21 protein-coding genes are annotated in these 23,003 nt (G+C 44.4%); 5 read left to right on the top strand and 16 right to left on the bottom strand.

The features are described 5' to 3' along the window. Positions 1-189: 189 nt before the first annotated feature. Positions 190-414, bottom strand: coding sequence for a winged helix-turn-helix domain-containing protein (locus tag K6V30_RS10480; RefSeq protein ID WP_010536976.1), 225 nt, complete (start codon positions 412-414; stop codon positions 190-192). A 319-nt stretch (positions 415-733) separates the two neighbouring features. On the opposite strand from K6V30_RS10480, the gene K6V30_RS10475 reads away from it, so the two are divergent. The 3 genes from K6V30_RS10475 (at position 734) to K6V30_RS10465 (ending at position 3,686) form a co-directional block, all read left to right on the top strand. After that, positions 734-2,245, top strand: coding sequence for a bifunctional ADP-dependent NAD(P)H-hydrate dehydratase/NAD(P)H-hydrate epimerase (locus tag K6V30_RS10475; RefSeq protein ID WP_010536975.1), 1,512 nt, complete (start codon positions 734-736; stop codon positions 2,243-2,245). A 73-nt stretch (positions 2,246-2,318) separates the two neighbouring features. Next, positions 2,319-3,383 (top strand): DUF4831 family protein, encoded by a 1,065-nt coding sequence (locus tag K6V30_RS10470; protein ID WP_010536974.1) that lies wholly within the window; start codon positions 2,319-2,321, stop codon positions 3,381-3,383. Positions 3,384-3,404: 21 nt separating this feature from the next. Further along, the gene (locus tag K6V30_RS10465) at positions 3,405-3,686 is read left to right on the top strand and encodes a basic helix-loop-helix domain-containing protein (RefSeq protein WP_010536973.1); all 282 of its coding nucleotides are present in this window, start codon (positions 3,405-3,407) and stop codon (positions 3,684-3,686) included. Positions 3,687-3,748: 62 nt separating this feature from the next. Here K6V30_RS10465 and K6V30_RS10460 read toward each other — a convergent pair whose 3' ends face one another. The 15 genes from K6V30_RS10460 to K6V30_RS10390 form a co-directional block, all read right to left on the bottom strand. Then, complete coding sequence (locus K6V30_RS10460; protein WP_010536972.1) at positions 3,749-4,096, bottom strand: PqqD family protein; 348 nt, start codon at positions 4,094-4,096, stop codon at positions 3,749-3,751. A 40-nt stretch (positions 4,097-4,136) separates the two neighbouring features. Next, a complete protein-coding gene (locus K6V30_RS10455; RefSeq protein WP_010536971.1) occupies positions 4,137-5,525 on the bottom strand; it encodes an MFS transporter in 1,389 nt (462 codons plus the stop codon). A gap of 300 nt (positions 5,526-5,825) precedes the next feature. Beyond that, complete coding sequence (gene secG / locus K6V30_RS10450) at positions 5,826-6,221, bottom strand: preprotein translocase subunit SecG (RefSeq protein ID WP_010536970.1); 396 nt, start codon at positions 6,219-6,221, stop codon at positions 5,826-5,828. Positions 6,222-6,227: 6 nt separating this feature from the next. Next, the gene (locus K6V30_RS10445; protein ID WP_010536969.1) at positions 6,228-7,022 is read right to left on the bottom strand and encodes a hypothetical protein; all 795 of its coding nucleotides are present in this window, start codon (positions 7,020-7,022) and stop codon (positions 6,228-6,230) included. Positions 7,023-7,026: 4 nt separating this feature from the next. Beyond that, positions 7,027-7,554 carry an LPS assembly lipoprotein LptE gene (gene lptE, locus K6V30_RS10440; protein ID WP_008764536.1) on the bottom strand — a complete coding sequence of 176 codons (528 nt, stop codon included), beginning with the start codon at positions 7,552-7,554 and terminating at the stop codon, positions 7,027-7,029. After that, a complete protein-coding gene (locus tag K6V30_RS10435; RefSeq protein ID WP_055270133.1) occupies positions 7,541-8,779 on the bottom strand; it encodes a sigma-54 interaction domain-containing protein in 1,239 nt (412 codons plus the stop codon). The genes lptE and K6V30_RS10435 overlap by 14 nt, the downstream gene beginning before the upstream one ends. A gap of 6 nt (positions 8,780-8,785) precedes the next feature. Continuing rightward, entirely contained in the window at positions 8,786-9,880 is a 1,095-nt protein-coding gene (gene pdxA, locus K6V30_RS10430) for a 4-hydroxythreonine-4-phosphate dehydrogenase PdxA (protein WP_010536967.1), read from the bottom strand. Between the two features lie 4 nt (positions 9,881-9,884). Next, complete coding sequence (locus K6V30_RS10425; RefSeq protein ID WP_022301220.1) at positions 9,885-10,922, bottom strand: DUF4837 family protein; 1,038 nt, start codon at positions 10,920-10,922, stop codon at positions 9,885-9,887. Positions 10,923-10,940: 18 nt separating this feature from the next. Next, complete coding sequence (rlmN, locus tag K6V30_RS10420) at positions 10,941-11,975, bottom strand: dual-specificity RNA methyltransferase RlmN (RefSeq protein ID WP_055270135.1); 1,035 nt, start codon at positions 11,973-11,975, stop codon at positions 10,941-10,943. Positions 11,976-12,116: 141 nt separating this feature from the next. Beyond that, positions 12,117-14,255 (bottom strand): peptidylprolyl isomerase, encoded by a 2,139-nt coding sequence (locus K6V30_RS10415; protein ID WP_055270137.1) that lies wholly within the window; start codon positions 14,253-14,255, stop codon positions 12,117-12,119. A gap of 119 nt (positions 14,256-14,374) precedes the next feature. After that, the gene (locus K6V30_RS10410; RefSeq protein ID WP_010536963.1) at positions 14,375-15,631 is read right to left on the bottom strand and encodes a hemolysin family protein; all 1,257 of its coding nucleotides are present in this window, start codon (positions 15,629-15,631) and stop codon (positions 14,375-14,377) included. A gap of 3 nt (positions 15,632-15,634) precedes the next feature. Beyond that, entirely contained in the window at positions 15,635-16,288 is a 654-nt protein-coding gene (lptC, locus tag K6V30_RS10405) for an LPS export ABC transporter periplasmic protein LptC (RefSeq protein ID WP_010536962.1), read from the bottom strand. A 5-nt stretch (positions 16,289-16,293) separates the two neighbouring features. Beyond that, positions 16,294-17,619 (bottom strand): hypothetical protein, encoded by a 1,326-nt coding sequence (locus tag K6V30_RS10400; RefSeq protein ID WP_010536961.1) that lies wholly within the window; start codon positions 17,617-17,619, stop codon positions 16,294-16,296. Between the two features lie 52 nt (positions 17,620-17,671). Continuing rightward, positions 17,672-18,964 carry a BamG family beta-barrel-assembly machinery protein gene (gene bamG / locus K6V30_RS10395; protein ID WP_010536960.1) on the bottom strand — a complete coding sequence of 431 codons (1,293 nt, stop codon included), beginning with the start codon at positions 18,962-18,964 and terminating at the stop codon, positions 17,672-17,674. Next, positions 18,951-19,682: a type III pantothenate kinase gene (locus K6V30_RS10390; RefSeq protein WP_010536959.1), complete on the bottom strand. Its 732-nt coding sequence runs from the start codon at positions 19,680-19,682 to the stop codon at positions 18,951-18,953. The genes bamG and K6V30_RS10390 overlap by 14 nt, the downstream gene beginning before the upstream one ends. A 415-nt stretch (positions 19,683-20,097) precedes the next feature. On the opposite strand from K6V30_RS10390, the gene lnb reads away from it, so the two are divergent. Together lnb and K6V30_RS10380 are read left to right on the top strand one after the other, a co-directional pair. Next, positions 20,098-21,285, top strand: a complete 1,188-nt coding sequence (gene lnb, locus K6V30_RS10385) for a lipoprotein N-acyltransferase Lnb (RefSeq protein ID WP_055270139.1) — start codon at positions 20,098-20,100, stop codon at positions 21,283-21,285. Then, positions 21,285-22,859 (top strand): alkaline phosphatase family protein, encoded by a 1,575-nt coding sequence (locus K6V30_RS10380; RefSeq protein ID WP_055270141.1) that lies wholly within the window; start codon positions 21,285-21,287, stop codon positions 22,857-22,859. The genes lnb and K6V30_RS10380 overlap by 1 nt, the downstream gene beginning before the upstream one ends. The last annotated feature ends 144 nt before the right edge of the window (positions 22,860-23,003 follow it).

Below are 23,003 nucleotides of genomic sequence, written 5' to 3'. Positions count from 1 at the left end.
ATGTGTTTAGTAGTTTATGGGGTACAAAGGTACGAAAAAGTAGTTTAAAATGCTTCAAGATAGGAAAGTTCTTATAGAATAGAAGGGTATAGAATTAAGTGCAAAACATCTCCAGCATCCACTTGATTAAGTTTTCAACCATGTAATTAATTCAGTGGATGTTCACCTTAAATGTTAATCGGTCATCATTTAGCCAAAACTAAATTCAACATCGTCGATCTTGACAAAGAGCATGTTGTCTTTTTCTCTGAAAGAAATTTTGTTTTCTCTGGCGAGCCAGCCAATAGCAACAGCTACTTCTTCAAATGTCAAACCTAACTCGCGGCAGAGTTCAAACATTGACAATTCACCTTTCTCATTTAAGATACGCCATACTTTTCCGGCATTTAAGCCAATTCTCGTATTTTCCATCATGCAAACTTTAAAAGATTAAACAATCCGTTAACTATAATCTAATTGTTGTGAGCACAGGAAATAATGCAAAGCACATTATGTACTACAAAGATAACATTTTCTTCGAAATAATCAAATAATCAACAGAGTAGCTACTACAATCAGTTATATTCCGGCCAAATTCCCCGATTCCTGCTAAAAATGGTACAAATTAAAGAAACGATTCAATTCTTTTTATAAGTTTGCAGACGCATACTCCGATAAAAGTCCGACCGGAATAAAGCATTAATTCAGAGTTTTTGCGTAAGTTTGTAGGTCGAAAAACTAAAAGAATATTGCAATGAAAATATTTCCAAGCAGCAGCATTAAGAAGTTAGATGCTTATACCATTGAACATGAACCAATTGCATCAATAGATTTAATGGAACGTGCCGCACAGGCACTGACCAAAGCCATTACCAACAGATGGAATCCGGAAACTCCTGTCACCATTTTTGCCGGACCGGGAAACAATGGCGGAGATGCCCTTGCCGTTGCCCGCATGATGGCAGAAAAAGGATACAAGATCGAAGTATATCTCTTCAATACAAAAGGAGAACTTTCTCCCGACTGCCAGACGAATAAAGAACTGGTAGAGATGATGGAAGAAGTAACTTTTCATGAAATCAGTACCCAGTTCGTTCCGCCTACGCTGACGCCCGAGCATCTCGTTATTGACGGTCTGTTCGGTTCGGGACTGAACAAACCGTTGAGCGGAGGTTTTGCTGCTGTAGTGAAATATATCAATGCTTCTCCTGCCATGGTAGTCTCCATCGATATCCCTTCCGGACTGATGGGAGAAGAAAATACATTCAATGTAAAAAGTAATATTATCCGTGCGGACGTCACTTTCAGCCTGCAACTTCCGAAGCTTGCTTTCCTCTTTGCCGAAAACACAGAATTCGTCGGTGAATGGGAACTGCTGGACATTCAACTGAGCGAAGAAGGAATCGAAGAAACAGAAACCAATTACGAAATGCTGGAAATCGCAGAAATCCGCTCACTGATTAAGCCACGCCGGCAATTCGCTCATAAAGGAAACTTCGGCCATGCCCTGCTGATAGCCGGTTCGAAAGGAATGGCAGGGGCATCGGTATTAGCCGCCCGCGCCTGTCTGCGTTCGGGGGTAGGTCTGCTGACCATACATGCACCGTTATGCAACAATGATATCCTGCAAACTTCCGCGCCCGAAGCAATGGTAGAAACAGATGCAAGCGAAACATGCTTTGCCGTACCTACCGATACCGATGATTATCAAGCTGTCGGCGTCGGTCCCGGACTCGGTCGCAGTGAAGAAACGGAAGCTGCCCTGATAGAACAACTGGAACACTGCCAGACTCCGACGGTAGTAGATGCCGATGCGCTCAACATTCTGGCAAATCACCGGCATACACTCACCCATCTGCCGAAAGGTTCCATCCTCACCCCTCACCCCAAAGAACTGGAGCGCCTGATCGGCAAATGCCAAGACTCTTACGAACGCCTGATGAAAGCCTGCGAACTGGCTCACACCGCTAAAGTGCATATTATTTTGAAAGGAGCTTACTCCACCATTATCACTCCCGAAGGCAAATGTTACTTCAATCCGACTGGCAATCCCGGTATGGCGACAGGAGGTAGCGGAGACGTATTGACAGGAGTGATTCTGGCACTACTTGCACAAGGCTATCCTGCCGAAGACGCTGCTAAAATAGGTACCTATATTCACGGATTAGCCGGAGACATCGCCCAGAAAAAACAGGGCATGATCGGACTTATCGCAAGTGATATCGTAACCTGTCTGCCAGCAGCATGGAGGCTTGTAAGCGAATAAAAGTTAAGAACTTACAGTTTATTCAATAACTTCATTAACTTTGTTTTTCAAAATCAGCTAAAAAGAACCGAATATGAAAAAGTTAATCATAGCAACAGGACTACTAATGGCCACTTCTGCCCACGCACAAACAGAAGTGCTGACAGGAGTGACACGAGGAAAAGATTACGGAGTAGTGTACGCCCTTCCCAAGACTCAAATAGAAATAGAGATAAAAGCGAACAAAGTCAACTATAAGCCGGGAGAATTCAGCAAGTATGCCGACCGCTATTTGAGACTGACCAATATCTCTGCCGAACCCGAAGAATATTGGGAACTGAGCAGCGTGAAAGTGAAGCCGGTAGGAGTACCCAACAGCGAAGCTACCTACTTCGTCAAACTGAAAGACAAAACGGTAGCTCCTCTCATGGAACTGACTGAAGACGGACTCATCAAATCAATCAACGTACCTTACAGTGGTAACAATACCACCAAAGCAGCAACCAACACTCCTGCTTCACAAAGGAAAGCCAACCCGCGCGACTTCCTCACAGAAGAGATTCTGATGGCAAGCTCCACTGCTAAAATGGCCGAACTGGTAGCAAAGGAAATCTATAACATCCGCGAAAGCAAGAATGCATTGTTGCGCGGACAAGCCGATAACATGCCTTCGGACGGCGCACAGCTCAAGATCATGCTCGACAACTTGAATCTTCAGGAAGAAGCTATGACCGAAATGTTCTCAGGAACCCGCGACAAGGAAGAAAAGACATTCACTGTCCGCCTCACTCCGGATAAAGAGTTTGACAATGAGGTCGCTTTCCGCTTTTCAAAGAAGCTGGGCGTAGTTGCTAACAACGATTTGGCAGGCACTCCATTCTACATCAGCCTGAAAGACCTGAAAACGGTGAAGATTCCGCAAGAGGACGGAAAAAAGAAGAAAGATATGGATGGAATTGCCTATAACGTACCGGGACAGGCAATGATTACGCTGACCGACGGCAAAAAGAAATTATACGAAGGAGAAATACCTGTTACTCAATTTGGTATCATCGAGTATCTGGCTCCTGTATTATTCAACAAGAACTCAACCATCAAAGTTTACTTTGATCCGGTGACCGGTGGACTACTTAAAGTAGATAGAGAAGAAGGTAAATAAAACTCTTTAATAGTAAAAATCATGGGTGGAGAAGGACACATGCTCGACATGATACGCCGGCTAAAAGACGGCAAAGAAGCTTCCCGCTTACGCCGGGAACGGAGAAATGACAAACTAGGAAGACTCAGAAGAAACAATGATCCCTATCTCTTACCGAACACGACTCCGGAAGAAATGGAACGCATCATTAAAGATTCGGAAAAGAAAAAAGAAAAAGACAACAACTATTTCGTATGGGGAACGCTTATCATTATGGGCGTCCTAATAGGATGCGCTGTCCTTCTATGGGCTTTATTTAATTGATAATGGACAATGAGGTTGAGCCAACCGGATATTATCTTATACTAAGCATTCACTATCCATTATCAATTATTCATTATCCATTTAATAAATCCGTCTTTCTGTAATTGGGTAAGATAGGTTGATATACGAGACTCGTAGCCTGCTTCACGCTGAAAGTGGTCTGCGAGTTTTTCTATGATTTCACGCACCGTCCGCTGACCGTCTATCAATTCCCATACAGCCGTTCCGTGTTCCTCCAGACGCACATGAATATCCTTTGACATTCCTTTCGGCAATAAGTAACGACTCATCCACGAACGCTTAAAACGAGGAAAGGAGAGCACAATAGTCTCCCCTTCCCGTTCAGCTTTAATATGTTCGTTACGACAAGGGATAACCTCCAAGAGGTTTATTTTCTCTTTCGTAGCCATATCTTTTCTCTTTTATATCTTTATTCCTGATAGGATCTGATTATTTCTGAATATTTGCTTCTTCCAGTCCGTAGCCTTTCTTCTTGTTCTCTGCTTTCAGCATCAAAGCAACAATCAAGGCCAATACACCGAACATAGCAAAAATAGTCATCGGCAATGTATAATCATAGGTCTGCGCACCGTCTACTACCGGGCCCTTGCAATAAGAATTCAATACCCATCCGATCAGCAAAGGTACTCCCATCAATCCCCAGTTCTGTACCCAAAAGATCAGTGCATAAGCCGTACCCAACTGTTTCTCCGGAATAATCTTTGGAACTGAAGGCCACATAGCCGAAGGAACCAGTGAGAAAGCAAATCCCAGCACAATCATGATAACGGTAGCAAACCACCATACATTCAGAATAGGAAGAGCGAACATGGAGTGTACGAAAATCAGCATCACCGACCCGATTACCATCAACGTAGCTCCCTTACCGATACGGTCATACAAAGAACCGAACAACGGTGTCAAGATGATCGCACCAATCGGCAACAATCCGGGAATGGTTCCTGCCAGTTTCGGATCTACATGATACTTCTGCACCATCAGGTCAGCCGCATACTTAATGAATGGGAATACAGCCGAATAGAACAATACACACAGTAATGCGATCAACCAGAATCCTTTGTTGGTAATGATATATACAATATCTTTCATGCGGAACGGCTCTTCCGGTTCCAGTCCTTCTGCATCCAGAGAGGCATCCAGCTTCTTATCATAGAAAGTATAGATAAAGAATGCAATCGTACCTACACACAACATGACGAGACAGAACAGAATCGGAGCAGGAATATTGGTATGGAATGCACCGCCCTCATCTGTATATCCGAAAAAGTCGGCCAAAGGAACAGTAAGCACCATCGCTAAAGTAGTTCCAATACGTGCAGTAGCCATTTCCAGTCCCATAGCAAGAGCCATTTCCTTACCCTTAAACCACTTTACAATAATCTTCGAAACAGTGATACCCGCAATCTCGACTCCTACACCAAAAATAGCATATCCCAAGGCAGCCAGTGTGACCTGCATCTTGAATCCGAAAAGCATTGCACCTTCCGGGAAAGTAGTAGAAATAGCATAATATTTCAATCCGCAACCGAACACCATCAACAAACAGGCTCCCATTCCGGTGAAGCGAACTCCCATTTTATCCAGGATGATACCACCAAAGATAAGCATCAGCAGGAATACATTAAACCAGCCATAAGCACTAGTAAAGAAACCGTAATCTAAACTGTCCCAAAGAAGTTCTTTCTCAAGCATGGGTTTCAGGGGAGACATGACGTCTGTGAGGAAATAGCCGCACAACATTGTAAAAGCGACTAATGCTAGAACACTCCAACGCAACACTGCGGAGTCATTCAGCTTTTGTTTCAATTGTTCTGTCATTGTAATATTTAAAAGGAGTTAATAATCTCGTTACGGGCAACAAAGTTAACTAATTATCATTTGTTTTACTAAAAAAGAGGCATATTTTATGAGAAAAAGGTTAACTGACAAGATATTCCTGCATGGAGACAGGCAGACAACACAAAATAATAAAGACAGGCGCGAATCACACGTATTACACAGATTCCGTTAGAATCCCAGTAACTCGCGTCATTCGCGCCTGTAACGGTGAGGACGAATCAGAAGTTTGCCGATGATACCCTCACACAATAAGTTTAAACCGAATATCCTATCACTGAACTATTCTGCTGCAGGAGCAGGAGTTTCAGTAGCCGGAGCTTCTGTTGCAGGTGCAGACTCTGCAGGAGCAGTAGCGTCTGTATTAGGAGCAGCAGTACCGGTAGGCATGTTATACGGGTTGGTTTGTTGTTCTTTCTGTGCTTGTTCCAACAATACATCTTTAGCTGCAGAAGAAGTAGGAACAACATAAGCGGTAGCAATGCTCATTACAACCATGAAGATAGCTAAGCCCCAAGTTGCTTTTTCCAGAAAGTCTGTAGTCTTGCGCACGCCCATAATAGCGTTTGATGAAGAGAAACCGGAAGCAAGTCCGCCTCCTTTTGAGTTCTGAATCAGCACGATGAAGCACATCAGCAAGGCTGCAATAACCATTAAGATAACGAATAATAAGTACATTTTTAGTTATTTTGAATTAGCGTTAATAATCAATTTCTCCAAAAATCTGATTTGGTCTGCAAAGTAAGCATTTTTTTTTGGATATTTCAAACTTAATTTTTTAATTATTTCAAGAGCTTTCGAATATCGTTGCTGTTTTACGTAGATTTTGGCTAAAGTTTCGGTGAAACAACTGTCATCTTCCTCTTCTTCAGTGTTTGTTTCGGTCGTTTCGGTCGTTCTGCCTGTTTCGTTGGTTTCAGTCGAAGAAGCGGTCATTGTTCGCTCTTCTTCTCTCAAGGGTTTCAGATACACGACAGCGTCACTCTCACTTTTTTCTATAAAGTTGTCAATAAGTTCATGTCCTTTCAGCTTGGGCATAGCCTCTGCCGGCTCGTCTGCAACGGGAGTCTCTTCGAGTAAGTATGAAGTATAGTCCATAGAATAATCAAAGCTTGTCTGACTGGTCACTTCTTCGGGAGCTGTAGAAAGAAAGGCATCGATCAAAGCCAGTGTCCGGTCGACGGTAGGCTCATCTTCCAATACTTCAGTGAGAGGCAGGTCTTTCTTCCGGGTTTCGACAGCAAACCGTTCGCCTTCGATCAGGTGAAACAGTTTCCGTCGGTCGGCAATATACAGAACGGCTTTCCGCAGCTCTGCGCCGAAATTGATGTCGTGGAGAATATATAGGTTCTTGAGATACAACAACCGGAGCGACTGAAAATACGGATACCTCGCGAGCTGGTTGCGCAGTTCGTACAAAGTATCTCTATTCAGCGTCTCAGGATGCTGAATCCATTGTTGCAAGTTAACAGAAGTCATTAAATTACCAGTTCGCTACAGTTGCATTAAATATTTGGTCGGTTATCTCTTTACTCATTTCCGCAATCAATCCATCTTGTACGGCTGTCAGCAACTGACTGGAATCATAGGTACGGAAAGCTGAGAATTGCTGCTCGAAGTCTTCGGCGTGATTAGTGTTGTTGACAAAACGTACATTGACCGTAATGGTCAGTTTCGTTTCCGAAGAGTATCCATCGGCAGACACTGCCTGGTTGTACTGGTTGTAGCCTGTGATTTCTCCGTCAATCTGCAAATCCGCATTCTGGTTCGGCTTCAGCAGTTGCAGGCGGGTCTGTCTAATGAAGATATCCTTCAGGTCTTCATTAAATTTAGTAGCCAACGGAGCATACACATACTCCGACTTAATCGGAAAGTCGGCAATCGAAATGGTCTTCACCTTATCATAATTGATAGAAGAGCCATTAAACTTATAGGACACACTACAAGCAATGATGACTGCCGGCAAAACGATCAGTATCAGCGGTCGTGCTATTTTCTTAATCCAATTCATATTCTTTTATTTTTCTGTAAAGGGTACGCTCGGAGATATTCAGATCCTTCGCCGCACTTTTCCGCTTGCCATGATGCCTCTCAAGTGCTTTGCGTATCATTTCTTTTTCTACTTCATCAAGCGAAAGGGTTTCTTCCACATATTCCTCCGTATCCTGAATATCGTCATCATCTTCTTTGGGACAGACAGACGGTTGTACCGCATGGATGATAGCAGGTACGGAAGGCTGATGTGTAGTCGTCACTACCGGAGTAGCTACCACTTGCCCCATCTGTCCGACTTGTCCCGCACGTTCGGCCATCATATTGTGCACCATCTTTTTCAGTTCCGCCACTTCCTGACGCATATCGAACAGGACGGAATAAAGTATCTCGCGTTCGCTCTCGAATCCTTTGCCCTCACGTGTTCCGAACAGTGCCGGAAGGCGTTGGGTATTCTGTACCGGAAGATAGGTCCGCAGAATAGCAGCCGTAATCTCACGGTTCGTTTCTATAATCGAAATCTGCTCTGTGATATTCTTCAACTGACGAACGTTTCCCGGCCACGGATAAGCTACCAATTCCTTCTTGGCATCTTCAGTCAGCTGGATAGCCGGCATCCGGTACTTCTCGGCAAAGTCGGCGGCAAACTTACGGAACAGCAACCACACATCGTCTCCCCGCTCACGCAAAGGCGGTATCTGAATAGGCACCGTATTCAAGCGATAATATAAATCTTCCCGGAAGCGTCCTTCGGCAATAGCTTGTGTCAGGTTCACGTTGGTAGCCGCTACAATACGCACATCCGTCTTTTGCACTTTGGATGAACCTACCTTGATAAATTCACCGCTTTCGAGCACACGGAGCAGACGCGCCTGTGTAGGCAACGGCAACTCTCCTACTTCATCAAGAAAGATAGTACCACCATCAGCTTCTCCAAAATATCCTTTCCGCTCACCAATAGCACCGGTAAATGCTCCCTTCTCATGTCCGAAAAGCTCGGAATCGATCGTACCTTCCGGTATCGCACCGCAGTTGACAGCAATATACTGTCCGTGCTTTCTCCGGCTATATTGATGAATGATCTGTGGAAAACTTTCTTTTCCGACGCCACTTTCTCCGGTAATCAGCACAGACAAGTCGGTAGGCGCTACCTGAATGGCAACATCTATGGCACGTGACAACGCTTCGGTATTACCAATAATGCCGAAGCGCTGTTTCACTTGTTGTATTTCCGCTTTTGTCATTGCTTCTTAATCTTCGTCTACTGTATCCAGTTTTAGTTTATCACTATCATCCCGTTTCTCGTAATACTGCTTCCGCAGCGGATTTACCCGTGCCGCTTTCTCGCGCTGGCGGTTACGGAATACATCAATCGCTACATAAATGGCCTGACGGAAAGAATCTTCGCTGGCAAGTCCTTTACCGGCGATATCATAGGCTGTTCCATGAGCCGGAGAGGTACGTACCACCGGAAGTCCGGCAGTATAGTTCACACCATCTTCCATAGCAAGAGCTTTGAACGGTGCCAGTCCCTGATCATGATACATAGCCAATATTCCGTCGAAATGAGTATAATTGCCCGATCCCATAAAACCGTCTGCCGCATAAGGACCGTAACAGATGATGCCTTTCTCTTCCATTTCTTTCATGGCAGGAATAATCACTTCCTGTTCTTCCATACCCAGCAATCCGCCGTCTCCGGCATGGGGATTGAGTGAGAGCACGGCAATACGCGGAGCACCAATACCGAAATCCTGTTTCAGGCAGTGATGGAAAATAGCCAGTTTCTCCTGAATCAGTTCCTTTGTGATCGTTGTAGCAATCTCCCTTACCGGAATATGTGTTGTCACCAAAGCCACACGGAAATCATTCTTCATGAGAATCATCAGCGACTTGTTTCCATTGCCCAGCCGTTCTTCAATATACTCTGTATGACCGGGGAAAGAGAACTCTTCCGACTGGATGGTATGTTTGTTGATCGGAGCGGTCACAATAACGTCGATCAGCCCCTCACGATATTCTTCAATAGCACGTTCCAAAGCGCCCAGTGCAGCTTTACCTGCTTCGGGATCGGGTTTGGAGAACTCTACTTTCACTTCATCATCGGTACAGTTCACTACACTCAGACGATTGTATCCGGCTTCGGAAGCTGTATTGACAATGCTGAAATTAGCCTGCACATCCAGCGCTTTACGATGGTAGGCCGCCACTTTAGGTGAACCGTAGATGATCGGAGTACATAGTTCAAGCATAGTAGGGTCTGAGAATGTCTTCAAGATCACTTCATAGCCTACCCCGTTGATGTCTCCCTGGGTAATGCCGATTCTTATTTTGTTTTCTTCCATGTTTTTATTTTTTAGTTGGTTCCGCTTCTTTGGTCACTCCCAAAGGAATCTGGCTCTGCGGAGCTTCTTGCGGAAGTCTCAGCGTATAAAGAGATGATTCCATCTGACGAACTAAGTTGCGTTTCATTTTATCAGGTGAGTATACAAATATTTCTGCTGTAATGATACGTTGGTTTTTCTGATCCAGACGAGTGTGGGAAACAAACGGACCACCCATGAAGTCTCCCTTCATGCGCCACAATCCACGTGCTTCCATCGTGTAGTCATTGTGTACGCTGATCGGACGGACGTCAGTCAGCAACGAATCCGTCGACATATAAACGCCCTCTTTGAATCCGGGGATATTGACCTGCATCACAGAGTCGCGTTTATGAACAAAGTATTCTTTAGTAAATGTATCTTTATCCGTATAAGGATAAGAATACATCACGAAATTACGATCAGCAGAACCTGTATTGGTAGAAGCCCAAAAGAAATCCTCACCTGTCTTCGAATTGTTCAGTTCCGAAGGTATCCAGATATCACAGCCAAACAAGCTATCTATCTTCTGAGAGATAAAATTACTGTGTTTTTCTTCCAGCAACGTAATCTGACGGTTCATCTCGGCACGAGTAAAGAAGTCGATAATCGTTTGTTTGTTCTCTTCCACGAACTTCTCAAACACTTCTTCGTCCGGAGCCTGAATAGTCAGTATCAACTGTGGAGAAGCATAAACGTCTTTCGCATATTTGAAAGTACCTTTCGTATAAATATCTTTTATATCTACTATGATAATGTTGCGGATCAGCTTCAGGGTAGAGTCGTAATCTTTCGGTGAAGTATACATAATCCGGAAAGAAGGTTCCGACTGGGGCAATCCCGGCATGTCAGAATCAAGCACATCATGCAAGGCCCTTCCGGCGGCACGGTCCCATACACCCGCATCCACTACTACCAGCAGTTCATACGGACGGCCACTAGAGGTATGATTCCCTTTCAGTCCACAAGAAGCAACGACCAAAGCTACTAAAGCCATGCTTAAATAAAAGAAGTACTTTTTCATGATGTTCGATTTTATATATTAACTTTTACTATTTTCCTCCTGTTTCGCAGTCGACAGCATGCCACATGCCGCAAAGATGTCTTCTCCCCGTGAGGCACGAATGGTAGTGAAAAGCCCGTGCGTGGTCAGATAATCACGAAAACGGGTCATTGTATCCATATCGGCCCCTTCAAGGTTTACTCCCGGAATGGCATGGAAGCGGATCAGATTGATCCGGCAATCCAGTCCGCGAAGCAGTTTCAACAACTCCCTGGCATAGATTTGCGAATCATTCAGCCCCTTAAAAACAATATACTCAAACGAAAGTCGACGCTGTTTACTAAAATCATAGTTTTTTAACAGTTCTACCATTTCTGTCATTGAAAAGGCTTTCTCCGCCGGCATCAGTTCCGCACGTTGGGGCAGCACCGGAGAATGCAGGCTGACAGCCAGATGGCAGTCACTCTCTTCGATAAAGCGCTGCAATCCTTTCCGCAATCCGACCGTAGAAACTGTTATCCGTTTCGGGCTCCATGCGTAGCCATAAGAAGCAGTCAGTATATCCAATGCTTTCAGTACTTCATCCAGATTGTCGAGTGGTTCGCCCATTCCCATCATGACCACATTCGTCAGTTTATCCCGTTCGGGCAATGAATGAATCTGGTTGATAATCTGCTGAGCGGTCAGGTTGGCGGTGTAGCCTTGTTTCCCTGTCATACAGAACTTACAATTCATTTTGCAACCTACCTGTGAGGAGACACATAAGGTCGCCCGTTCATCGTCCGGAATATATACCGACTCTACGAAATGATTCCCGCCTACAGGGTACAAGTATTTCACCGTACCGTCTACAGAGCGCATTTCATCCACCGGGGCTTCCGCACCGACCTCATAGTTCTGCATGAGCAACTCCCGGTGTTTCAACGACAAATTAGTCATTTCATCAATCGAGGTCACCTTCTTATCGTAAAGCCAGGATGCGATCTGCTTGGCGGCAAAGCCGGGCATACCCAGACGTTTTACCAGCGATTGCAGCTCTACCAGCGTCATTCCTAAGAGAGGATATTTAGACATCATTCTTTCTGTTCATGGTTTATATTTGCAAATGTAAGGAAATAAAGTCGATTTCCGTATAGCGAGGATGTAAAAGTTAGCAAAAAAGGTCGTTCCCGAAAGAGGAACGACCTTTTGCAGTTATCGTTTTTACGACTGATCTTAGAAGAACAGGTAACGTGTATCCTTTACATTTCCTTTCAGATACAGGTCGTTCATCAGACGGCTTGCGAAGCGTGCATGCATGTTGGCCAGTGTAGCTTCTTCATCTTTAGCGTTGAAGGTATCGCTCAGTTTGTCTTTGCCATACATCTGCAGTACAAATACGCCTGCATTACCTTTGATCGGAGCACTCAGCTTGTTCATTTCGGCAACAGAAGCATAAGCACCTACCAACGGTTCGCTGCTACGCAATGCTGACACATAGGCAGGAGCGGCAAATGTAACCAACTTCAAAGAATCGCTTACTGCACCGGATATCGCTTTGTACTGGTCGAGAGAAGTCGCGTTAGCGGCTTTCATGTCAGCCATAATCTTTTCAGCTTTCTTATCTTTAACAATTTCAGCTCTCAACTGATCCTGTACAGCTTTCAAAGGACGATATCCTTCCGGAGTAACACCTACCAAAGCCACTGCAACCATGTGATCGCTTTCGCCACATTCGTACAAACCGGAAACATCACCCGGTTTAGCGGAGAATGCCCATCTTAATGCTTCTTTAGTACCTCTTACACCACCGATCGTATGTTCTGAGCTATACAAGTCTTTTCTGTCCAACAGTCTGTATCCGGCTTCTTCAGCATTAGCGGCCATCTTTTCTGCAGTAGGATTAGCAGCGATGAACTGGCTGAAGTCATTGTAAGCACGGTTATATGTTTCTTTGCTGAACTCAACTTCACGTTTCACAACAGCTACTTTATATTTATCCTTCACGGCTTTCTTGTTAGTCACCTGGAGGATTACATTAGCCTGACCTAACGGCAGGTTCACTACTTCGTTCACACCTGTATTGTTGATAGCAGAGATAAACTTCAGGTTGTCACCATCGATCTGCGCTCCTTCATATTGTGCAGAGCTCATCCAGTTGCTTTCACCTGTCTGACCATATTTTTTAGCCAGATCCGCGAAGTTAGCACCTCCTTTGATAGCAGTATAGATACTGTCTGCCAAGGTTTTTGTCTTCAATGCATCTTCTGCAAATACCTGGATCTGACGGAACTCGATAGAGTCGGCAGCGGCAGTCTTGGCAACTACTTTGAATGAATTGATAGTATTGTCGGCACCATTATAGTAAGGACCATAAACTGAACCTATAGAAGCAGAATCCAGACGGGCAACTACATCAGCCGGGAAAGCTGTCTTGTTGTAGAACAAGTCTACATAAGGAGCCTCCGAACCTACAGAACGGATAAAAGAAGTATAATCGTCTGTTGTGTTAGCCAACTGTTCGGTAGCTTCGTCTACTTCCTTCTGGATAGCAGCTCTGTCTTCGGCACTTGCAGTCACCTGAACATCGATGTACTTGATATCACGGCTTTCCTGATATTGCTTGAACTGTTCTTTCTTCTTGTTATAAAGGTCTTTCAGTTCCGATTCTTTCACTACGATTGTAGAGTCTACTACAGAAGAATAAGGAACGGCAGCCATCAACAGGTCGTATTGATTCACCCTTGCATCGAAAGCATCCTGTGCTTCTACCGGATTGGAAAGAAGTGCTTTAGATACCAATGCCTGATATTTCTCAGCCAGACGGCTCTGAACCAATGTTTTCTGGATGAATGACCAGTATTTGTACATGTTGTTATACTGTTCGGCATACTGAGCAGGCATCTGAGATTCGCTCATCTTGGCATAATCTACCAGGAACTTATTCAGCATATCCTTATCGAAAGCACCGGTCTGCGGGTTGCGGAAAGGAGTCTGTTGCAACAAAGGATGCACGCCTGCTTTCAGGATATCCTGAATTTCAGCAGCAGAGACTGTCAATCCCAATGCTTTTGCTTCTTTCTCAACCAGTTTGTTATTTACGTAGGAACGCCATACTTCGTCGCGCACCTGATTGGTCTGTTCGTCGTTCAGTGCAGTCACTCCACGAGAGAGCTTTATCACCTCGGTATATTCTTCTACCAAATTCTGATACTCCTGAGCGGAAAGAGCATCTCCGTTCACCTCACCTACGTCATGTGCCTGGTGCGGTTGCATTACCTTCCACGCGTCACCCGCGATGAAAGCAAACAGCGCCAAACCGATAACAATCACCAATAGAGGTCCTTTCGACCTAATGTTTTGTAATGTTGCCATTTTGATTAATACGATTTATGTTTATTATTATTTCTTTCCATTGTCATTTTAGCGCACGAAGATACAAAAAATGCTAATATGCTTCTATTTATTAGCTAAAAATTTCACGGTTATCGCCATTATTCCATGACTTTTAAGCGTACAAGTTCTATTTTTGTCGCTGTCACCTTGATTATTTTAAACTCATAACGACCGACACGGACCAATTCATGTAGTTTCGGGAAACTCTGATATTGGCTCAGTATCAATCCGCCAACTGTCAGGTAGTCGTCCGATTCGGGCAGGTCAAGTCCGAACATTTCATTGACCTTTTCTATTTCCAGGCGGGCGGACAAAACATATTCATTTTCATCAATCTTCTTGCTGATATATGAAGTATTATCATGTTCATCTTCTATATCACCAAAAATCTCTTCTACCAAATCTTCCAATGATACAATGCCGGACGTACCACCAAACTCGTCTACCACTACCGCAATCGTCTTCTTTTGCAGCATGAACAGTTTCATCAGTTTGTGAGCGGACATTGTTTCGGGCACAATGGGCACATCTTTCACGTTATCGTGCCAATCTTTCGGAGCACGAAACATTTCCGACGAATGGATATAACCGACCACATTATCTATATTTCCGTCATACACAATAATCTTCGAGATGCCGGATTCTATAAAACGGTTCTTGAGCTCATCCAGTGAGGTTGTGAGATCAACAGCCACCACTTCGGTACGTGGAACGATACAGTCACGTATCTTTATGCTCGAAAAGTCGAGTGCATTCTGAAAGATCTTCACTTCCGTGTCCAGTTCTTCTTCATTTTCGGCATTATCGATGCTACTCTGTATAAAGTAGTCCAAATCGACTTTTCCGAAAGCGATATCCGAAGCTTCCTTGTTTACCTTCATTCCAAAAATACGAAGAAACAGGCAGGATACTCCGGAAGCGAACTTGGATATAGGATATAAGACGATATAACAGATAAAAAGCGGAATAGCGGCAACATTCAATACCAGATTGGGATTGATCTTAAACAATGTTTTAGGAAGGAACTCTCCAGTCACCAAAATAATCAGAGTGGAAATGACGGTCTGAGCCAGTACCATCAGAAAGTGGCTATCAATAAATCCGGCCAACAGATTATCACCGATAATCTGTGCCATCAATATACCATAGATAACCAATGCTATATTGTTTCCTACCAGCATGGTAGAGATAAATTCGTTCGGGTGCTTAAAAAAAACAGAAAGGATACGGGATGTGACTCTTCCCTTACGTTCCATTTCAAAGCGTAACTTATCCACTGAGACAAACGCGATCTCCATTCCTGAGAAGAAAGCGGAGAAAGCCATCGTGATGAGTAAAGAGATATAAATATTCATAGTTTATTTCACAGAATCTTTTTTCGTAGAATCCGGTGGCAATGTTTTTACTTCCGGCTGAGCGGTTCCCTCGTTTTCGTCTACATAGAAAATACCTTCAATATTCTGAATGACATAAACGGTCATTTGTTGATTAGAGTCAAAGCCGTGTCCGGTAATCACCCGGTCCGGCTGCTGGATGCGTATAAACTTATCGGAATATACTTTCTGAGTAGATTCGTTCCAATAAAGTAACTCGGTATTAAAACGCTCCCCTTTCCGGTTTTGTATATCAACGTTTCCTATCAGTTTCCAGAGCTTCTGCTTATCATAATAATAAGCGGTATCTGCTTTAATGCTGGCCTCGATATTAAAGATAGAATCAAACTGTTCCAGATACACTCCTTTCTCGAACGCCCAATAAGAAGGTTTCTTGCGGTCGTATACCGTCCACTCTTCCGTGTTTACCCGGTAGCGTGTCACTCCCGAATCGGATATAAGGGTCGTTACTCCCAGTGTATTCATCACCGGCAATGAATCACGTTCAGTTATAGCGTCGCCCAGCGCATTCTTCTTGCCGCCGCAGGAAGAAAATGAAAGAAGCATAACAATTGCCCCGAAGGCAATTGTTATGCTTATGCTTTTATGCAACAAACGGTTACTTCGTTTTCGCAACATAAATTTTATCTAATCGTTGTAGACTCTCCGATCCAGCCACCGATAGTAATACGGTCGCCTGCTTTATAACCTAACATAAAGAGGTCTTTCGCCTGCGGAGTATGACCGGAATAAGTGCCAATCAATTTGTTTGCTTCTTCAGCTACACTTGGATCCACTGCTTTTGCACGTTGCAGCTTATCTATTACAGCAAAGTAAGTACATTTGTTCAATGCAGACTCATCACTCCAGTTAGGACTCATTGCATACAGGTTGGCAATCAGAATATAAGGAGCACCGTAGTTCTCGTTGAAACTAATTGCTTTCTGGCAATATGATCTGGCTTGAGACAACTTCTTGGCAGAAGCCAATACAGCTGCGGCAGCGTATGCCTTTTCAGCCTTCTTCACGTTGTCTGTTTCCAGTTGGATTGCTTCGTCAAAGAACTTCACTGCACCGTCAATATCACCTTTCTTGAATGCCTGATAAGCACATCCGGTAGCAGCTTCAGCAGTCGGCTCCATCTTATAAGCATAGAAAGATGCTTGCAGATAAGCTTCACTTTCCGTACATCTCATCATTTTCATGATATCGATTACTTTTTTCAGATAAGCCAAGTCTGTCTGGTTAGATTCTACTTTCGGACCATAGATACCTTGCAGTGATTCACAGTCAGCAGTACCACTATTCACAAACAAAGCAACGAGATTATCTTTGATACCCATCAGGTTTTTCTTCTTTGCTTCGCTAGTTTCCGCAGCAATAGCATCATCCGCATATTCTGAAGCGAGCAGATAATCCTGGATAAATTGTTCTTTATGATTAGGATCTGCTTTCAATTTGTCCAATGACATCTGAAGAAAATAGAACAAAGTAGCTCCAGCAGATTCACCTTTCACCGCATTTACAGACTGGCTCAACCATTGATAAGCCTGATTAGCATCCACTTTCGGAGCTAAAGCGATATAGTCTACAGCCTTAATTCCCAGTGCTTCGTCGGCAGAAGAAACCTTTGTTCCTTTTGAAAGGAATTCTTCTGTGTATTTCATACGCAGGTCGTGCGTATTCATTAATTCATCAAAATACTTCTTATATTCGGGACTATTTTTATCCTTAATCTGTGCCATCAGCCCTTTAAGGATTTTATATCCGTCAGTAAAAGTGTAGAAACGCAATGTCGGGCAATTATCCAACACAGCTTTCCAAGGAGTATACGCATCTTTAAAATTTCCTGCACGCACAGCCTCATGCGAGATACTACTGTTCGAATTACAGTTAGTCGCATCCTGTGCTACCACAGTGGTTGCTCCAGCCGAAAGGAACAACATAGCCACAAGCGTTTTAATTTTCATTGTATCTAAATTTTAGTTGTTTATATAATATCGTCTATTCTCTCTCACTTTATTATTCTACCCTACGTTTGAAGAACCAACGTTCGTTGAACGTAAGTCCGATACTCACACGGAAGATATTTTCATTCACCATGTTCGTCTCCAGTCCTTTCACACGAACAAACTGTCCGCTGATACTAAGAATGGAACGCGAACGGGGAACAGGCAGACCGAAACCGGCAGTTACACCATATTCACGTGAAGCCTTTTTCCCATCAATCTTATAATACGGAGTCGTATAATAAGCTCCTAAACGGTATTTTATGTGGGCGAAATAGGAACGTCCTATCAAATTAGGAATGTATTCCGCACCGACTGATATTTTTGTACGATCACAATAATCGAATGTTTCATTAAAGTCCTGACGCACATTTTCATCATTGGTTACTACTCCAAACTTTGTTTTTGACCACTGCTGCAAACTGTAATCGGCACCGACTGTCAGACGTTTATCATAATTGTAGGTAAAGCCGATTCCAAAAGTATTGGGCAACTCTAACGTAGCATCCAAATTGTCCTGATATGAGGCCTGATTGCTAGTCTGTGCAGCCATTAGGACAGTTGATGAATAATCGTTATTCAACTTATGTTTAGGAGAATATACTGCACCAACCGTCAAAGAACTCTTTTTATTCAAAGCCTGTGTATATTGTGCACCCAAATCCAACTTATAGTCCGATATTGAAGCTACCATTGTCCGTTGATAAGAATAAGAGGAAGATTCTCCCGGATAGTACACTGCTCTTCCGCGGGTTAGATCTCCCCAAAAGTAAGAAGCATTCACACCAATAGACAAATTCTTAAGCACTTTTACACCAATACCTGCGTACATTTGATGCAAGCCACCATCTCCGGTAAAACTTCTGCTGGTAACCAAACCGTCATTCCCAGTCTGGCTATCCGACACACTATATCCGATATTAGAATATGGCAGCAATCCGACACTCATTCCCATCCACGGAGCTAACCGAAACTGCATAGCGAGATAATCGAAGCTGGCATTCTTGGCGTTCATCTTCACACCGCCATTACTAATATTCATATTCTGTAAACTGACACCTCCCTCGAACAGGAACGTCAATGAGTCAATGGCCGTATATGAAGCAGGATTCGTTGGATTGATCTGCGCCCCATCCCGGAGTCCGAAAGCAATTCCACCCATCGCCTTGCTATTTCCGAAACTTTGATCGGATAAGTCGCCATAGCCATATCGTGTGTAAGGAGAGTTTGTATTATTTTGAGCGATTGCCGTTCCGGTAACCATCATGAGCAATAGCGCCCAAATCGTGTGTTTAAATCCTACCATTATTATAGTTTAAAATTCTATTTAATCCTTTCAACACTAAAAATCTATCTGCAAAGATGACACTTTTTACGCTGCTATCAAAAGAAAAATCATCTCCGCCCGTTAAAAAAACCAAAAGTTCAGGATATTTATGCTTCATAGCCTCAATATAGCCTGAAATTTCATATTCCATCCCTTTCAGCACTCCGGCACGGATGGCCGTTTCCGTATCCTTTCCCATCGGGAGTTTCCGCCCGTTGGCATCTATCTGTGGCAAACGCCCGGTAAACTGATGAAGTGCCTTGAAGCGCATCTGCATGCCGGGAGAAATATTACCACCGTGATACTGCCCCTTCGAGTCGATAAACTCATAAGTGATGCAAGTGCCCGCATCAATGACCAATATATCATTATGGGGAAAACGCTCATTAGCCCCTACTACCGCTGCCATCCGGTCATACCCCAATGTATCGGGAGTTTCGTACAAATTGGCTACCGGCAACGGAGTCTGATGATTGAGCCATAACAAAGGGAACGGCAAAGCAGCCAGATCGGCCAGTATCCGTTCGCTCAAATCAATGACAGTAGCCACGATACCTTGTTCAACCGGGTATTTGGAACAAAGAGCTTTCAAGCAATCTAACGATTGATTGGAGTCGGTCACAACCTCCACCATCTCATTGCCATCAAAGAGAGCTACTTTTGCAGTCGTATTTCCTATGTCAATAATTAAATTCAATGTTCTCTTTTATCAATTGCGGGCGCAAAGGTAAAGTAAAAAAAGAAAAGTATCTGCATGTAGGATGAATTATCTGTTTATTTTCCTTTTGGCAACACAAAAAAAGTGAGTCGTCCGAACAATATTAATATAGATAATTATATTTATTAATAATATATGGGCGGGTGTATGGGCGGCATCATTTTTCAGAAGCCAATAATCCACTATCATACAACTAGTTACAAAGGCTGAAAATGGGGCGGTTGTATGGGCGGCTTTTCCTCGTGCTATCCACCAGAAAACAGAGCCTCCATTTCACCCAAACAGAGGCTCCATTTGCCCCGGTCAGAGCCTCTGTTCAGACAAAACGAAGGCTCTATTTTTCGAATCCAACTATTCTTCGTATATTCGCTGCCAAAATAAAACAAGTCCTTTCATGAAACGGCCTAATTTATATATACTTTTACTTTTTTTCCTGTTGCTCCTGCCCTTTGGACAAACAACTGCCAACGGTAACGACTCTATCCGACTCAGTCTGCTGACTTGCGCCCCCGGAGAAGAAATATACTCCCTGTTCGGTCATACTGCCATCCGCTACGAAGATCCAGCCAACGGAATCGACGCCGTATTCAACTACGGGTTATTCAGTTTCAACACCCCGAATTTCATATTCCGTTTTTCATTAGGCGAGACAGACTACCAGCTCGGAGCCACCGATTACGCTCACTTTGCCGCCGAATATGCTTTTGACGGGCGCAGTGTCTGGCAACAAACACTCAACCTGAGCAAGGAAGAAAAAGCAGAACTGATCCGATTGCTACAAGAAAATTACCGCCCCGAAAACCGGGTATACCGTTATAACTTCTTCTACGACAACTGTGCCACCCGACCGCGCGATAAAATAGAGGAAAGCATCATCGGAAAGGTGATTTATCCGTCTGAGTCCCAAGACGGCTCACGCTCCTTCCGTGACATCGTGCATCAATATTGCAAAGGGCACCCGTGGGCCCGCTTCGGCATCGACCTCTGCATCGGAAGCGAAGCAGACCGGCCTATCACGCAGCGTCAAATGATGTTTGCCCCCTTTTATCTGATGGATGCTTTCGCAGGTGCCCAGATTGCCAATGACTCCATTCAGCGTCCGCTCGTATCCGACAAAGCACTGATCGTAGACGCTGTCTCCGATGAAGAAGAAGGCGGCTGGATGCCCACCCCACTGCAATGCTCTCTCCTTCTTTTCATACTTACCGCAGCGGCAACCATTTACAGTCTCCGCAAAAGAACGGGACTGTGGGGAGTTGATCTGGTGTTGTTCGGCACCGCAGGCATCGTAGGTTGTGTGCTGGCTTTTCTGGCACTGTTCTCCGAACACCCCGCTGTCAGCTCCAATTTCCTGTTACTGGTCTTCCATCCGGGACAGCTTCTTTTTCTTCCATACATCATTTATTGTGTCCGAAAAGGGAAGAAATGCTGGTATCTGACATTGAATTTGATCGTTTTAACACTTTTTATAGTGCTTTTTCCACTAATTCCGCAAAGATTTGACTTTGCTGTTGTACCTTTGGCACTCTGTTTGCTGATACGTTCAGCGAGCAATTTGATTTTGACCTCTAAAAAGAAATAATGAAAGGACTACTCACTTCCCTGATTACCGTATTGACCTTCACCGGGCTACAAGCTCAGTCGTTGCCTACTGCCCCTAAACTTGTGGTAGGGCTCACGATTGACCAACTGCGTACGGACTATCTGGAAGCCTTCTCGTCACTCTACGGCGAAAGAGGCTTCAAACGGCTCTGGAAAGAGGGAAGAGTATTCCACAATGCAGAATATACATTCAGCGGCGTAGACCGTGCCTCTGCCATGGCAGCCATCTACAGCGGATCGACCCCTTCCGTCAATGGAATTATCTCGAACCGATGGATGGACGTCTCGACCCTGCGCACTGTCAACAGTACGGACGACCCGGCCTTCATGGGATATTATACCGATCAGACCTGTGCCCCGACGAAATTATTAACCTCTACCATTGCCGACGAGCTGAAAATAGCGACACAAGGCAAAGGTCTCGTATACGCCATCGCCCCTTACTGCGACGCAGCCATCTTCGCTGCCGGACATGCAGGAAACGGAGCATTCTGGATCAACCCCACAACCGGCAAATGGAGCGGAACGACCTATTATGGCGAATTCCCCTGGTGGGCAAGCCAATATAACGACCGCCAAGCCATCGACTCCCGCATCTCCAGTGTCACATGGGAACCTGTTTTTCCACGTGGCATGTACACTTTTCTGCCAGATTGGCGGGATGTGGTATTCAAATATAAATTTGATGACGACCGTAACAATAAGTTCCGCCGCTTCATCACCAGCCCATTCGTCAACGATGAAGTAAACGCCCTCGCCGAAGAAGCAATCGGAAAAGGTTCGGTCGGCATGGATGACATTACTGACTTATTGGCACTTACTTACTATGCCGGCAACTATGCACACAAATCCGTACAAGAGTGCGCCATGGAAATTCAGGATACGTATGTACGCCTCGACCGCAGCATTGCCAACCTGCTTGACCTGCTCGACAAGAAAGTAGGCCTGCAAAATGTACTTATTTTCGTCACTTCCACCGGATATACGGACAGCGAATCAACCGATTCGGGATTGTACAAAATACCGACCGGAGAGTTCCATCTCAACCGCTGCACCGCATTGCTGAATATGTTTCTGATGGCTACTTACGGAGAAGGGAAATATGTAGAAGCCTATCATGACCAGCAAATATACCTGAACCATAAACTACTGGAACAAAAGCAACTGAACCTGACAGAAGTGCAGGAAAAGTCCGCCGACTTCCTGATGCAGTTCAGTGGAGTAAACGAGGCATATTCCGCCCATCGGCTTCTCCTGGGTTCATGGACTCCGGAAATATACAGAATACGTAACAGCTATCACCGCAAACGTTCCGGCGACCTCGTAATCGATGTATTGCCGGGATGGACCATTGTCAGCGAAAACGGCAATGAAAACAAGGTGGTACGCCACTCCTATATCCCCGCACCGCTGATCTTCATGGGACATTCCGTGAAACCGGCCATTATTCAGACCCCTGTAACCATTGACCATATTGCGCCTACACTGGCTCATTTCATGCGCATCCGGGCTCCCAATGCCTCTTCTTCTGCCCCTATTACCGATCTTCGGTAAAAGATTCCTCACAAAAACCATGCGCAAAACATAAATAAATCAGCATTTTAATGTAACTTTGCGCGGATTTTATAATCACTCTGCACAGCTTGGCAACAGGTTTATGCCGTTCCTCTTTCCCGGAAAGTGAAAAAAATGCCGTGC

The organism is Bacteroides faecis (assembly GCF_020091505.1).
GTDB lineage: Bacteria > Bacteroidota > Bacteroidia > Bacteroidales > Bacteroidaceae > Bacteroides > Bacteroides faecis.
This window is presented reverse-complemented; position numbering and strand designations above follow the sequence as displayed.